This window comes from Neorhizobium sp. CSC1952 (assembly GCF_030378245.1).
In the GTDB taxonomy this organism is placed as follows: domain Bacteria; phylum Pseudomonadota; class Alphaproteobacteria; order Rhizobiales; family Rhizobiaceae; genus Neorhizobium; species Neorhizobium oryzae_A.
In genome coordinates, this window is the sequence record NZ_CP128416.1 from 3,225,266 (window position 1) to 3,240,012 (window position 14,747).

Annotated in this window: 11 protein-coding genes; 9 read left to right on the top strand and 2 right to left on the bottom strand. The window is 64.6% G+C overall.

The window, feature by feature from the left end:
* The first annotated feature begins 121 nt into the window (after window positions 1-121).
* The 5 genes from pal (at window position 122) to glmM (ending at window position 7,130) form a co-directional block, all read left to right on the top strand.
* Window positions 122-655, top strand: a complete 534-nt coding sequence (pal, locus tag QTA58_RS15685) for a peptidoglycan-associated lipoprotein Pal (protein WP_289669559.1) — start codon at window positions 122-124, stop codon at window positions 653-655.
* A gap of 180 nt (window positions 656-835) precedes the next feature.
* Window positions 836-1,873 (top strand): tol-pal system protein YbgF, encoded by a 1,038-nt coding sequence (ybgF, locus tag QTA58_RS15690; protein WP_085420103.1) that lies wholly within the window; start codon window positions 836-838, stop codon window positions 1,871-1,873.
* Window positions 1,874-1,886: 13 nt separating this feature from the next.
* Window positions 1,887-3,482 carry a tRNA lysidine(34) synthetase TilS gene (gene tilS / locus QTA58_RS15695; RefSeq protein ID WP_159457591.1) on the top strand — a complete coding sequence of 532 codons (1,596 nt, stop codon included), beginning with the start codon at window positions 1,887-1,889 and terminating at the stop codon, window positions 3,480-3,482.
* Window positions 3,483-3,587: 105 nt separating this feature from the next.
* Window positions 3,588-5,525, top strand: coding sequence for an ATP-dependent zinc metalloprotease FtsH (gene ftsH / locus QTA58_RS15700; protein ID WP_085420101.1), 1,938 nt, complete (start codon window positions 3,588-3,590; stop codon window positions 5,523-5,525).
* A gap of 252 nt (window positions 5,526-5,777) precedes the next feature.
* Window positions 5,778-7,130, top strand: coding sequence for a phosphoglucosamine mutase (glmM, locus tag QTA58_RS15705; RefSeq protein ID WP_085420100.1), 1,353 nt, complete (start codon window positions 5,778-5,780; stop codon window positions 7,128-7,130).
* A gap of 250 nt (window positions 7,131-7,380) precedes the next feature.
* Here the strand turns inward: glmM and QTA58_RS15710 are convergent, their stop codons facing one another.
* Window positions 7,381-7,539 (bottom strand): hypothetical protein, encoded by a 159-nt coding sequence (locus QTA58_RS15710; RefSeq protein ID WP_200814014.1) that lies wholly within the window; start codon window positions 7,537-7,539, stop codon window positions 7,381-7,383.
* A 231-nt stretch (window positions 7,540-7,770) separates the two neighbouring features.
* On the opposite strand from QTA58_RS15710, the gene QTA58_RS15715 reads away from it, so the two are divergent.
* From QTA58_RS15715 to QTA58_RS15730, 4 genes are all read left to right on the top strand, one after another.
* A complete protein-coding gene (locus QTA58_RS15715) occupies window positions 7,771-8,604 on the top strand; it encodes an outer membrane protein (RefSeq protein WP_085420099.1) in 834 nt (277 codons plus the stop codon).
* Between the two features lie 193 nt (window positions 8,605-8,797).
* Window positions 8,798-9,976 (top strand): phosphoserine transaminase, encoded by a 1,179-nt coding sequence (locus QTA58_RS15720; protein ID WP_289669560.1) that lies wholly within the window; start codon window positions 8,798-8,800, stop codon window positions 9,974-9,976.
* Window positions 9,977-10,119: 143 nt separating this feature from the next.
* Window positions 10,120-11,715, top strand: a complete 1,596-nt coding sequence (gene serA, locus QTA58_RS15725) for a phosphoglycerate dehydrogenase (protein ID WP_085420097.1) — start codon at window positions 10,120-10,122, stop codon at window positions 11,713-11,715.
* Window positions 11,716-12,413: 698 nt separating this feature from the next.
* Window positions 12,414-13,475, top strand: coding sequence for a Tim44 domain-containing protein (locus QTA58_RS15730; RefSeq protein WP_085420095.1), 1,062 nt, complete (start codon window positions 12,414-12,416; stop codon window positions 13,473-13,475).
* Here the strand turns inward: QTA58_RS15730 and QTA58_RS15735 are convergent.
* A complete protein-coding gene (locus QTA58_RS15735) occupies window positions 13,472-13,906 on the bottom strand; it encodes a DUF1810 domain-containing protein (protein ID WP_289673182.1) in 435 nt (144 codons plus the stop codon). The genes QTA58_RS15730 and QTA58_RS15735 overlap by 4 nt on opposite strands.
* Window positions 13,907-14,747: the final 841 nt, after the last annotated feature.

Genomic DNA, 14,747 nt, shown 5'->3' on the forward strand with positions numbered 1-14,747 from the left:
GCTCGATAAGGGACACTGTAATATTCCGTTAACCATAAGTGTTTGGTCATGGTTAACCGAGCCCGGTTAGAGTCTGGCAACTCTGAAATTTCGGAATTTATTGATCAAGGAGAGACCGGCCATGAGCCGCATCGATACCCCGGCGATGAGCCGCATGCAGAACCTCGCCCGTAATCCCGCCGTCATCGCCCTCACGCTGGCACTCGCGCTCGCAGGCTGCGCCAACAAGAAGAACCTTCCCAACAGCGCCGGCGAGCTCGGCCTCGGCGGCGCCGGTTCGGCAACGCCCGGTTCGCAGCAGGACTTCACCGTCAATGTCGGCGACCGCATCTTCTTCGACACCGACTCGTCCTCGATCCGCGCCGACGCCCAGCAGACGCTCGACCGCCAGGCCCAGTGGCTGCAGCGCTATCCGAACTACGCGATCACCGTCGAAGGCCATGCCGACGAACGCGGCACCCGTGAATACAACCTCGCGCTCGGCGCCCGCCGCGCCGCTGCCGCGAGGGAATATCTCGCCTCCCGCGGCGTTCCGGCGAATCGCATCCGGACCATCTCCTACGGCAAGGAACGTCCGGTCGCGGTCTGCGACGACATCTCTTGCTGGTCGCAGAACCGCCGCGCCGTCACCGTTCTCGGCGGCGCCGGCTCCTGATACGGGCCACCGATCCGGCATTAAAAGGCGGCTTTCTGAGCCGCCTTTTTGTTTTTTCCATAGTTTGGCCCCGATTTCGGGGATTTTTGATCGCCGACTTGGTTGCTTTTTCAGGCGGCAGATTGGAAAAATCCCTCCTGCGCCGATTGGGCGCAATTAAAGAGAGCAGGACGGACACTCATGAGGAAACTTGTCTTGGCAGCGATGCTGGGGCTCATGGCGACGGGCGGCCCGGCGGGGGCCTTCTCGCTGCCGAAACTCTTCCAGGGCCATCAGAGTGCTGCGGAGAGACCCTCGGCCGACGACCGGCCGGTGATTCTCGCGCAGAGCACCGATGCCGTTCGCGTCCAGCAACTCCAGGAAGAGGTCCGGCAATTGAACGGCCGGATCGAGGAAATGAGTTATCAGCTGCTGCAGATGCAGGAGCAGATGCGCAAGACGCAGGAAGATAACGAATTCCGCTTCCAGGATCTGGAGAAGAACAAGAGGAGCGAAATCGATACCACGGCCGGGAGACCGGCCGTGGCGTCCAATCGCGCCCCGGCCGCTCCATCCGCCCCGCCCGTTCAGTCGTCCGACGATGTCGCGAGGATCATCGAGTCCCCCTCCGACGGCGGTATCGGCGGGGACCAGTCCGCCGGCAGCCGGACGGCGCCGCCGCCGACCACGCTCGGCTCCATCGATTTCGACCAGAACGGCAATCCGCGCGGCGCCAGCCGCAACGACCGGGCCAACAATGCCGCCGGGCTTCCTGGCGTGGACACGGGTGCCCAGGTTCCCGGCCGGCCGGCCGCTCCCGCAAGGACCGATCCGCAGCAGACCGCCTCGCTCGGTAACGAGAACGATTCCTATCAGGGCGCCTACAACCATGTGCTCGCCGGCGACTATTCGCTCGCGGAGAGGGAGTTCGCCGCCTATATCCAGGCCTATCCGAAGAGCGCCCGCATCGCCGACGCGAATTTCTGGCTCGGCGAGGCGCAGTATTCCCAGGAAAAATACGCCGAGGCCGCGAAGACTTTCCTGAACGCGCACCAGACCTACGGAAAATCGGCGAAGGCGCCGGAAATGCTGCTGAAGCTCGGCATGTCGCTCGCCGCCCTCGACAATACCGAAACCGCCTGCGCCACGCTGCGCGAAGTGACCAAGCGCTATCCGAGCGCGCCGCGCGCCGTGCTTTCCAAGGTCGGCAGCGAAGAGAAGCGCCTGAGCTGCGATTGAAGGCGGCGTTCCCGTGACCGCCGGCGCCCCCATCCTGCCGCCCGTAGAGGCGGTGCGGCGCCTCCTTGACGATCTTTCGAAACCGGCCCGCCTTCTCGTCGCCATTTCCGGCGGCAGCGATTCGACCGGCCTCCTTCTCTCCCTTTCGAAAACCAATCCCTCCGGCTCCGGCGTGCTGATCTTCGCGGCGACCGTCGACCACGCGTTGAGGCCCGAATCGGCCGAAGAGGCGCGCGCCGTCGCCGCCCTTTGCGGCAGGATCGGCATCCCGCATGTCATCCGCCGCTGGGATGGCGAGAAGCCGAAGACGGGGCTCTCGGCCGCCGCCCGCGAGGCGCGCTACCGGCTTCTGCTGGAGGTCGCCGACGAGGTCGACGCGACCGCGATCCTCACCGGCCACACGCTCGACGACCAGGCGGAGACCGTTTTCATGCGTGCCGCCCGAAGCGAGGGAGAGGACAATCTCGGCCTCGCCGGCATGGCCGAAGCCGTGCTTCTGGAACGGCGGCGCTGGCTCCTGCGGCCGTTCCTCAAGACCCGCCGCGCCGACATCCGTGCTTTCCTCACCGCGGAGGGGCAGGGCTGGATCGACGATCCCAGCAACCTCGATCCGCATTACGAACGGGTGAGGGTGCGCGGGCGGCTTGCGGCCGAAAGCCGGTTCGACGGGGCCGCCCTGGCGCGGTCGGTCGAAAGGCGGACGGCCTTGTCCGACGCCGCGGCGCGTCTCGTCCGCGATCACCTGACGGTCCGCCATGGCGTTCTTGCGCATCTTGCTCCGGCGGGGCTCGAAGGCGAGGCGGCCGTGCGCCGCCATGTGCTGTCGTTGCTGGCGGCCGTGCTCGGGGGGAGGGCGCATGCGCCGGCGCGCGCGAGCATGGACCGGGTGATGGCCTTCCTCGACGGCGGCCGGCCCGGCCGCATCACGGCCGGCAGGGTGATCTTCGACCTGCGCCGCGAAGGACTTTATCTCTCCCGCGAGAACCGCGGCCTCGTCCCGCTGCATATCCCGCCTGGCGAGGCGGCGGTCTGGGACGGCCGCTACCGGATCGTCAACGACGGGACTTCCGAAATCGTCGCCGGCCCGACCGCGCCCGATCGGGACGAGGCCCTGGCCCTGTTTCCGGACGCACCGCCGGCTGTCGCCATGCGGGCGATGGCGGTGATGCCGTGCGTGGAGGCAAATTCTCCCTTCTCCCCGGCGGGGAGAAGGTGGCCCGAAGGGTCGGATGAGGGGGGAGAAGCGAAAGAGGGGAACGAGGAGCGTATCGGCGTCCCGCCCCCTCATCGCCTCGCTTCCGCTCGGCACTTCTCCCCATCTGACGGGGAGAAGGAGGTTCGCCGCGCTGCTGCCGTTCCCTCTCGCGGGGAGAGTGCCGCCGAGCGAAGCGGCATCCTTCCTTCTCCCCGCGTGCGGGGAGAAGGCGGCGGCAGCCGGATGAGGGGCATCGCTTCCACCGCCAGCCAGATCCGCATCACCCCCACGCTCGCGCCCTTCGACCGTTTTTTGCCGCAGTTCGATCTTAATCTTGGGCGTGAGTTCGCGGTTTTGCTCGGATGCGACGTTTTTCCCCCGCTGCCAATTAAGGATTCCGCGCGGAAAAGGTAGGCAGCGGCTCCGGTTCGCCTTGGCAAGCACGTGCCGCAACCCTATGTTATGCGGCAAGCAAGGCGGCCGCCTGAAGAAGCTGGTCGTCGTAGTCCGGGGAGTTCAATGAACCCAAACTTTCGTAATATCGCCCTCTGGGTCATCATAGCCCTCTTGCTGGTCGCATTGTTCAGCATGTTCCAGACGGCACCGACGCAGACCAGCTCGCGTGAGATTCCGTACTCGCAATTCCTGCGGGATGTGGATTCGGGGCGGGTGAGGGATGTCGTCGTCACAGGCAACCGGGTGCTCGGTACCTATACCGAGAACGGCTCGGGATTTCAGACCTATTCGCCGGTCATTGACGACAGCCTGATGTCCAGGCTGCAGGAAAAGAACGTCACCATCGTGGCCCGTCCGGAAACGGACGGGTCTTCGGGTTTCCTGAGCTATCTCGGCACGTTGCTGCCGATGCTCCTGATTCTCGGCGTCTGGCTGTTCTTCATGCGGCAGATGCAGGGCGGCTCGCGCGGCGCCATGGGTTTCGGCAAGTCCAAGGCGAAGCTTCTGACGGAGGCGCACGGGCGCGTGACGTTCGAAGACGTCGCCGGCGTGGATGAAGCCAAGCAGGACCTGGAGGAGATCGTCGAATTTCTGCGCGATCCCCAGAAGTTCCAGCGCCTCGGCGGGCGAATCCCGCGCGGCGTGCTGCTGGTCGGCCCGCCCGGCACCGGTAAGACGCTGCTCGCCCGCGCCATCGCCGGCGAAGCGAACGTGCCGTTCTTCACGATTTCCGGTTCCGACTTCGTCGAAATGTTCGTCGGCGTCGGCGCAAGCCGCGTCCGCGACATGTTCGAGCAGGCGAAGAAGAACGCGCCCTGCATCATCTTCATCGACGAAATCGACGCGGTCGGCCGCCATCGCGGCGCCGGTCTCGGCGGCGGCAACGACGAGCGCGAGCAGACGCTGAACCAGCTCCTCGTCGAGATGGACGGCTTCGAGGCGAACGAAGGCATCATCCTGATCGCCGCGACCAACCGTCCGGACGTTCTCGACCCGGCGCTGCTGCGTCCCGGCCGTTTCGACCGCCAGGTCGTCGTGCCGAACCCGGATATCGTCGGCCGCGAGCGCATCCTGAAGGTTCACGCCCGCAACGTGCCGCTGGCGCCGAATGTCGACCTCAAGGTTCTCGCCCGCGGTACGCCCGGCTTCTCCGGCGCCGACCTGATGAACCTCGTCAACGAGGCTGCCCTGATGGCGGCGCGGCGCAACAAGCGTCTCGTCACCATGCAGGAGTTCGAGGACGCCAAGGACAAGATCATGATGGGCGCGGAGCGCCGTTCCTCGGCCATGACCGAGGCGGAGAAGAAGCTCACCGCCTATCACGAAGCCGGCCACGCCATCACCGCGCTCAACGTTCCGGTCGCGGATCCGCTGCACAAGGCGACGATCATCCCGCGCGGCCGTGCGCTCGGCATGGTGATGCAGTTGCCGGAAGGCGACCGCTATTCGATGAGCTACAAGTGGATGGTGTCCCGTCTGGTCATCATGATGGGCGGACGTGTCGCCGAGGAACTGACCTTCGGCAAGGAGAACATCACCTCCGGCGCGTCTTCCGATATCGAGCAGGCCACCAAGCTTGCCCGCGCGATGGTGACCCAGTGGGGCTTCTCCGATGTGCTCGGCCAGGTCGCCTATGGCGAGAACCAGCAGGAAGTCTTCCTCGGTCATTCCGTCTCGCAGTCGAAGAACGTCTCCGAGGCGACGGCCCAGAAGATCGATGTCGAGGTTCGCCGTCTCATCGACGAGGCCTATACCGAGGCCCGCCGCATCCTGACCGAAAAGCACGACGAGTTCGTAACGCTCGCCGAAGGCCTGCTCGAATACGAGACGCTGTCGGGCGACGAGATCAAGGCGCTGCTCAAGGGCCAGAAGCCGTCGCGCGATCTCGGCGACGACGCGCCGCCCGCCCGTGGTTCGGCGGTTCCGTCCGCCGGCGGTTCCAAGAAGGACGAGCCGAAGGGCGGCGAGCCCGAAAGCGGCCTCGAACCGCAGCCGCACTGATCGGCCGGCATGATGCTTTTAAAACCGCCGCGGAGCGATCCGCGGCGGTTTTTGCTTGCCGGTCCAGTCCTATGAGTGAGCGGTGTAACCTTATTTGGTAACGGGATATAATCGATTTTGACGCTAATTTACGTGCCTGGGCATTCGAACTATGGCATGAGCCGGGCTTTCCGGCTGGTTTGCCGTTAGAGAATGGCCGCAGTTCTATCGCTGCGAGGACCGCGCCATGTCAGGCGCGATGAAGGAGCTTACATGACCCGCCGCTACTTTGGCACCGACGGCATCCGCGGACAGTCCAATATCTTCCCGATGACGCCCGACCTTGCGATGCGCGTCGGAATTGCCGTCGGCACGATCTTCCGCAACGGCAGCCATCGCCATCGCGTGGTGATCGGCAAGGATACCCGCCTCTCCGGTTACATGCTGGAAAACGCCATGGTGGCCGGCTTCACCGCTGCCGGCCTCGACGTCTTCCTGCTCGGCCCGATCCCGACGCCGGCCGTCGCCATGCTCACCCGCTCGCTGCGCGCCGACATCGGCGTGATGATCTCCGCCTCCCACAATCCTTACGAGGACAACGGCATCAAGCTCTTCGGTCCGGACGGCTACAAGCTTTCCGACGAGCTCGAAATGCAGATCGAGGACCTGCTGGACAAGGACCCGCACACGCAGCTCGCCAAGTCCGGCGATATCGGCCGGGCGAAGCGCGTCGAGGGCGACATCTACCGCTATATCGAGCATGCCAAGCGCACGCTGCCGCGCGACGTCACGCTGCACGGCCTGCGCGTTGCGATCGACTGCGCCAACGGCGCGGCCTACAAGGTGGCGCCGCTCGCGCTCTGGGAGCTCGGCGCCGAGGTGGTGACGATCGGCAACGAGCCGAACGGCACGAACATCAACCTCGATTGCGGCTCCACGAGCCCGGAGAAGCTGCAGAAGAAGGTGCACGAGGTGCGCGCCGATATCGGCATCGCTCTGGACGGCGACGCCGACCGCGTCATCATCGTCGACGAGCGCGGCGAGATCGTCGACGGCGACCAGCTTATGGCCGTCATCGCCGAAAGCTGGGCCGAGGACGAAAAGCTGAGGGGCGGCGGCATCGTCGCCACCGTCATGTCCAATCTCGGCCTGGAACGGTTCCTCGATGGCAGGGGGCTTGCCCTTCACCGCACCAAGGTCGGCGACCGTTATGTCGTCGAGCACATGCGCAACCACGATATCAATATCGGCGGCGAGCAGTCCGGCCATATCGTGCTGTCCGATTTCGGCACGACGGGCGACGGCCTGGTCGCCGCGCTGCAGATTCTCGCGCGCGTGAAACGCCTCGACAGGCCGGTCAGCGAAGTCTGCCGCCGTTTCGAGCCTGTGCCGCAGCTTCTGAAGAACGTCCGCTTCCAGGGCGGCAAGCCTCTGGAGGACGCGATCGTGCGTCAGGCTATCGCCGACGCGGAGGCGGAGCTCGCCTCCCGCGGGCGCCTGGTCATCCGCCCGTCCGGCACCGAGCCGCTGATCCGGGTGATGGCCGAAGGCGACGACCGCACGCAGATCGAGCGCATCGTCGACGGCCTCGTCGGCGTCATCGCCAACGTGCGCAACGCGGCCTGAGCCGCTTTCCGTATCCGACGTACTGCTTTTGCCTTTACCCCCTCTGCCCTGCCGGGCATCTCCCCCACAAGGGGGGAGATCACAAGCGGCACGGTCTCCGGGGTCTAATTCCGTTGCGGATTTCGGGACGCTGGAGGGAAAGCGTTGAGCAAGCGTCTATCCGATCTCCCCCCTTGTGGGGAGATGCCCGGCAGGGCAGAGGGGGTAGAAGCAGAGCGCCGCGCATTGTGGAGCCGTCGAATATGCCGCGTTACTGCTGCGTCGAACCCGTCAGCGAAAAATAGGCGAAGGCGGCCACGAAGAAGGCGGCGATCCCGAGAGCGGTCAGCAGGCGCTTCAGCCATGGGGGCGTCTGCCGCGGGGGCTTGGGTGTCGGCGGGCGCTGGAACTTGATGACGTTGTCGGGCATGCCGATTCCTTAAACGTTGCGGAAGCGTTTGCCAATGGGAGCCGCCGCGCCGGCCGGGTTCCGTGAAAGCTGGCCTCCGGTTTGTTATCTTTTGCTAATTTAAGGAAAACGGCCGGTAAACAAGCATGGTTAAGCGGCGCTTAACCTTTCTCATCCATCATCCGTCGCGGATCAACCCTTTGGCTGCGCGTCGTGCCTGCCTTACGTGATGAGCTTTGTGGAGATGGGGCAATGAGAAAGTTCCTGGCCGGTGCGTTCGCGCTGGCATTGACGGCGAATACCGCAAGTTCCGCCGATCTTTATGAGCCGCAGCCCGAGCCGATCCTGGACGCACCGGAAGTCACCGTCCAGGAGGCGAGCGGCTGGTATCTGCGCGGCGATGTCGGCTATTCCTTCAAGAGGTCGCGGGGCGTCGAATTCTACCAGGGTTCCGCAACCCCGGGCATCGCGCTCGCCGATTTCACGCGCTCCTCGCTTCGCGACAGCTTCACGCTCGGCGGCGGTGTCGGCTACCAGATCAACAGCTACCTGCGCACCGACGTGACCTTCGACTATTTCACGAAGTCCAAGTTCTCGGGCGGAACGACGGGCATCTGCGGCGGCGTCACCTGTACGTCGAGCGACCGGTCGGACATGCAGGCCTATTCGCTGATGGCCAACGTCTATGTCGATCTCGGCACCTACGGCTACTTCACCCCCTATGTCGGCGGCGGCATCGGCGGCACCTACGTCAAGTGGAACCGGCTGCGCAATACGATCTGCGACGATCCGGGAGTGCCGGGCTGCTATTCGAGCGAGCACGAAGGCAAGGGCCGCTGGCGCTTCACCGCGGCCCTCATGGCGGGTGCGTCGGTCGACATCACCTGCAACCTCAAGGCGGATCTCGGCTATCGCTTCCGCTACGTCGACGGCGGCGATATGTTCGGCTATGCGGTCGGCGGCGGTCCGGGCCGCGACAAGGGCTTCTACAGCCACGAGGCCCGAGTCGGCGCCCGCTACGTCTTCGGCGGCTGCGATACGCCGGTCGCCTACGAGCCTCCGCCGGAGCCGATCGTCTACAAGTAAGCTTCGCGCATCTGCAGGATCACGGGCCGCCCTCCGGGGCGGCCTTTTTCGTTCCGGTGCTGCGCATGCGGGCTGCGGCAGAAATTTTTCCCTGAGCGACATTGCCCGCTTGACTGTGCAGGCGGACGGTAATATCCACGGCGGCGGGACACCTCTCCCCAACGAGAGGCCATCTATCTGGAAGGATAGCATCATGGCTGAAGCCGCAAAGCCGGACGTACGTCCGAACAATACCCATTTCTCTTCTGGTCCTTGCTCGAAGCGCCCCGGCTGGTCGCTCGAAGCCCTCTCCGATGCCGCGCTCGGTCGTTCGCACCGCGCCAAGGTCGGCAAGGCGAAACTGAAGCAGGCGATCGACCTCACCCGTGAAATTCTGAACGTTCCGGCGGATTACCGCATCGGCATCGTTCCGGCCTCCGACACCGGCGCCGTCGAAATGGCGCTCTGGTCGCTGCTCGGCGAGCGCGGCGTCGATATGCTCGCCTGGGAAAGCTTCGGCGCCGGCTGGGTCACCGACGTCGTCAAGCAGCTGAAGCTCAAGGACGTCCGCAAGATCGAGGCCGGCTACGGCCTGCTGCCCGATCTCTCCACCGTCGATTTCGACCGCGACGTGGTCTTCACCTGGAACGGCACGACCTCGGGCGTGCGCGTCCCCAACGCCGATTTCATCCCGGCGACCCGCAAGGGCCTGACGATCTGCGACGCCACCTCGGCGGCTTTCGCGCAGGACCTCGATTTCTCCAAGCTCGACGTCGTCACCTTCTCCTGGCAGAAGGTCCTGGGCGGCGAGGGCGGCCACGGCATGCTGATCCTTTCCCCGCGCGCCGTCGAACGCCTCACGACCTACGTTCCGGCCTGGCCGCTGCCGAAGATCTTCCGCCTCACCTCGGGCGGCAAGCTGATCGAGGGCATCTTCGTCGGCGAGACGATCAACACGCCGTCGATGCTCTGCGTCGAGGACTATATCGACGCGCTCAACTGGGCCAAGCAGGTCGGCGGCCTCAAGGGGCTGATCGCCCGCGCCGATGCGAACGCCAGGGTCATCCACGATTTCGTCGCGGCGAACGCCTGGATCGAGAACCTCGCCGTCGATCCGGCGACGCGGTCCAACACCTCCGTCTGCCTCAAGATCGTCGATCCGGAGGTCACCGCGCTCGATGACGACGCGCAGGCCGCTTTCGCCAAGGGCGTCGTCTCGATCCTCGAAAAGGAAGGCGTCGCCTTCGATACCGGCGCTTACCGCGATGCCCCGTCGGGCCTGCGCATCTGGGCCGGTGCGACGATCGACGAAGCCGACATGAAGGCCCTGATGCCCTGGCTTTCCTACGCCTTCAACACCCAGAAGGCCGCGCTCGCCAAGGCCGCCGCGTAAGTATTCTGCGCCCTGCTGCCGTCATCCTCGGCCTCGTGCCGAGGATCTGATCCCATCGACAAAACCGATACGTCGCAGATGCCCGGGACAGGCCCGGGCATGACGAAGGTCCAAGTTCAAACCCTTATCAGGAGCCCATCGCCATGGCACCTCGCGTTCTCGTATCCGACGAATTGTCGGAAACCGCCGTCCAGATCTTTCGCGATCGCGGCGTCGAAGTCGATTTCCAGCCGAAGCTCGGCAAGGACAAGGAAAAGCTCGCCGAGATCATCGGCAATTACGATGGCCTTGCCATCCGTTCCGCCACCAAGGTGACGGAGAAGCTGATCGCCAATGCGACGAACCTCAAGGTCGTCGGCCGCGCCGGCATCGGCGTCGACAACGTCGATATCCCGGCCGCCTCGCGCCGCGGCATCATCGTCATGAACACGCCGTTCGGCAACTCGATCACGACGGCCGAGCACGCGATCGCGCTGATGTTCGCCGTCGCCCGCCAGCTTCCGGCGGCCGATAATTCCACCCAGTCCGGCAAATGGGAAAAGTCGCGCTTCATGGGCGTCGAGATCACCGGCAAAACGCTCGGCGTCATCGGCGCCGGCAATATCGGCGGCATCGTCTGCAAGAAGGCGATCGGGCTCGGCATGCACGTCATCGCCTACGACCCGTTCCTCTCCAAGGAGCGTGCCGAGGAGATGGGCGTCGTGAAGGTCGAGCTCGACGAGCTGCTGCCGCGCGCCGATTTCATCACGCTGCACGTGCCGCTGACCGACAAGACCCGCAACATCCTCGACAAGGATGCGCTCGCCAAGACGAAGAAGGGCGTGCGCATTATCAACTGCGCCCGCGGCGGCCTCGTCGACGAGGCGGCCCTTGCCGAAGCGCTGAAGTCCGGCCATGTCGCCGGCGCCGGCTTCGACGTGTTCGAGGTGGAGCCCGCCACCGAAAGCCCGCTCTTCGGCCTCGACAACGTCGTCTGCACGCCGCATCTCGGCGCCTCCACGACGGAAGCGCAGGAGAACGTCGCCCTGCAGGTCGCCGAGCAGATGGCGGACTACCTGGTGAAGGGCGCCGTTTCCAACGCCATCAACATGCCGTCGATCACCGCGGAAGAAGCGCCGATCCTGAAGCCGTTCATCCGCCTGGCGGATGTGCTCGGCGCCTTCGTCGGCCAGGTCACCGAGGATGCGATCAAGGAAATCGAGATCCTCTACGACGGTTCGACCGCCAACATGAACACCAAGGCGCTGACGAGCGCGCTGCTTGCCGGCCTCATCCGCCCGCAGGTCGCCGACGTCAACATGGTTTCGGCGCCGATCATGGTGAAGGAGAAGGGCATCATCCTTTCCGAGGCCAAGCGCGACAAGTCGGGCGTCTTTGACGGCTATATCAAGCTCACCGTCACCACCGACACGATGACCCGCTCGGTCGCCGGCACGGTCTTCTCCGACGGCAAGCCGCGCTTCATCCAGATCAAGGGCATCAACCTCGACGCGGATGTCGGCGCCAACATGGTCTATATCGCCAATACCGACGTTCCCGGCATGATCGGCTTCATCGGCACGACGCTCGGCAATGCCGGCGTCAACATCGCCAACTTCCATCTCGGCCGCGACAAGCAGGGCGGCGACGCGATCGCGCTGCTTTATGTCGATGGTCCCGTCTCGGCAGAAGTGCTGGCAAAGCTCACCGCCAACCCGGCGATCCGCCAAGCCAAGCCGCTGGCGTTCAACGTGGATTGAGGGGAAGCGGACCCCCTCACCAACAAAATCTAGCACTTAGCCTTCGGCTAAGATGCTGATTTTGTAACCTCTCCCACAAGGGGAGAGGTAGAACGCCGAGAGTGCGGCATCGGTATCTCTCCCCTTGTGGGAGAGAAAGCGATTTCAACATCTTAGCTTCAGCCAAGTGTTAGAAATCGCAAGTGAGGGGACCTGTTTCATCTCTTCCGACTTGCGGGGAGAAGGCGCCGGCAGGCGGATGAGGGGCAGCGTCGCATGCGACCTCAATGGAGCTGCTCTCCATTGAAACCTCCTCCCAAGGAGCCCAACGAAAAAGCCCGGTGCCTCGCGCGCCGGGCTCAGCTTGACGACAAACCTCGCGTCTTGCTCGGCGTCATCCTCGGCCTTGTGCCGAGGATCTATAAACGTCGATGGTTTGCAGATGCTCGGGACAAGCCCGAGCATGACGATCAGAGATTTTCGACCGTTGTCAGCAGTCTGAGCCCGGTGCCTCGCGCGCCGGGCTTTTTCCTTTCCTGCCGGCTGCGACCATTCGCGCCGTCTTCTTTCTCATAGGTTGTATTTTCGGAACTTGGCTCCCGTTTCAAAGTTCGTTATCTACTTCGGCGGGAAAAATCGGTGGCGCCTCTAAAACGGCGGACCGCCCGTCGCTATATAAACCGGGAACACCGCATTGAGCGGTTTATGAGGAGAAAGAGATGTTATCCAACCTTCGGCGTTTCAAGCAGCTGTTCGCGGTCGCTGCGATCGGGATGGCGGTTTCCTTGGCCGCCGTTGATTTCGCGGAAGCCCGTCGCGCCGGCGGCGGTTTCGGCAGCCGCGGCACGCGCACCTATTCCGCTCCGCCGACGACCAATACCGCGCCCGGACCGGCAACCGGCATCAACCGTTCGATGACCCCGAACACCCAGCAGAACGCCGCCAGCCCGCAAGGCGGCCTCGGCCAGCAGGCCGCGGCCCAGCAGCGGCGTCCCGGCCTCTTCGGCGGCATGGCCGGCGGCCTTCTCGGCGGTCTCGCCCTCGGCGGCCTGATCGGCATGATGATGGGCACGGGCTTCGGCGGCATGGCCGGCTTCCTCGGCATGCTTCTGCAGATCGCGCTGATCGCGGGTCTTGCCATGCTTGCCTTCCGCCTGTTCGCGCGCCGTCAGCAGCCCGCCGGTCCGGCAGGCGGCTACGGCCAGCAGCGCAACGCCTATGAGGCCCCGCGCCAGAACCAGTCCGGCTTCCAGATCCCGAAGATCGGTTCGGGTGCCCAAGGCGGTTTGGGGGGCGGTTTGGGGGGAGGCTTCGGTGGCGGCTCGGGCGGCGGGTACGCGGCGGCGCCGCGTCAGGCCGGGCCGGAAACCGACGAGATCGGCATCACCAACCGCGACCTCGACCAGTTCGAGAAGCTGCTGACGAACGTTCAGTCCGCCTATGCGGCCGAGGATTATGCGAAGCTCCGCAGCCTCACGACGCCGGAAGCCATGTCCTACCTCGCCGAGGAACTGGGCGAGAACGCCACCAACGGCCTCAAGAACGAGGTGAGCGACGTGAAGCTCCTGCAGGGCGACCTGGCGGAAGCCTGGCGCGAAAACGGCCAGGACTATGCGACGGTGGCGATGCGCTATTCGAGCGTCGACTACATGCGCGACCGCGAGACCGGCGCCGTGGCCGAGGGCGATCCGAACGCCGCCACCGAGACGGTGGAAGTGTGGACCTTCGTCCGCAAGCCCGCCAACGACTGGAAGCTCTCGGCGATCCAGGCGGCCGCCTAACTTCCCAGCAGCGCGACGGTCTTCCCGTCGCGCTCGCCATGATAGAACTGTTCAAGGGCTCGCTCGAAAGGCGAGCCCTTTTCGCTGATCATCTCGAACAGCGTCATCGAGCTTTTGAATTTCATGTCGTCCGGAGACCCGAGGATCGTATGGGCCGAGAGGTTCTTGTGGGAAAGCATCGCCTCGGTGCATTCGACGAGCCGGCCGCCAAGCAGCGGATGATCGAGATAGGCGGCGGCCTCCGCCCTCGAGCCGATCGCGAAACGCTGCGACATGATCGAGAAGCCGAGCCCGGCCGCCTGCGGGAAGATGTACCACATCCAGTGCGAGCGCTTCCGGCCGTCGCGCAGTTCGGCGATGACCCGGTCGTAGACGGGCGCCTGCGCATCCACGAAGCGCATGAGATCGAATTCCGTCGGATTTGCACCCATCGGTGGCTCCACGATCACCCGGCCGCCATCAAGAGCGCCAAACATGAAAAATTTGCGGCCGCTCTTTTTCCTGATGCCCCGCGATTCCGGCGGCGCCTCAGCGGGCGCGGCGGTCGGGCTTGCGTCGATGCCGTTCCGATAGAGGCGCGGTGGGCCGGGATGTGAGACGGGATGTGGACCGCCACCCCCCTCTGCCCTGCCGGGCATCTCCCCCACAAGGGGGGAGATCGGATGGGTGCACCGGCTTCCCCAAACAACAAACGTCGCTACTCGGCACATCATCGCTTTGGCGGGAAGACCGTGCCGCTTGTGATCTCCCCCCTTGTGGGGGAGATGTCCGGTAGGGCAGAGGGGGTACCACAAGCCAAATCAAAGCCTTGAAAAAAACGCCAGAAAAAATCCCCTCCGTTCATCCCCGCCCTCCAAACCCATGCCATCCTTCTCCCCGTTCCGTTTCGGCTACACCGGTTCAAGCATCGCCGGCGAGACGGGACCGGTGCCCTGGCGGTCTGCCGTTGATGCAGGCGGGCCATCAGGGGCTGCGCAGAAAATGGTCCCCCTCTCGCCTCAAGGCGGGGCGTGCGTGTGTCGCACACAACCCGGTTGGCATCCGCAAGGACGTAAGACCATACCGCCGCAGAGGGACCGGAGTTGCGCGGAAAAACTGACCGAACGGGACACGTCGCGTGTCACATATAAAAATTCAATACGAGGCACACGACGTGTCCCGGCCGAAACAAGAAATACCGAGATCGCCAAGGGCGGAGTATGCCTGCTCGTCACCCCCGGGCTTGACCCGAGGATAAGGGCGTAGTGTGTCTATCCATCGCCTTTCGCGAAA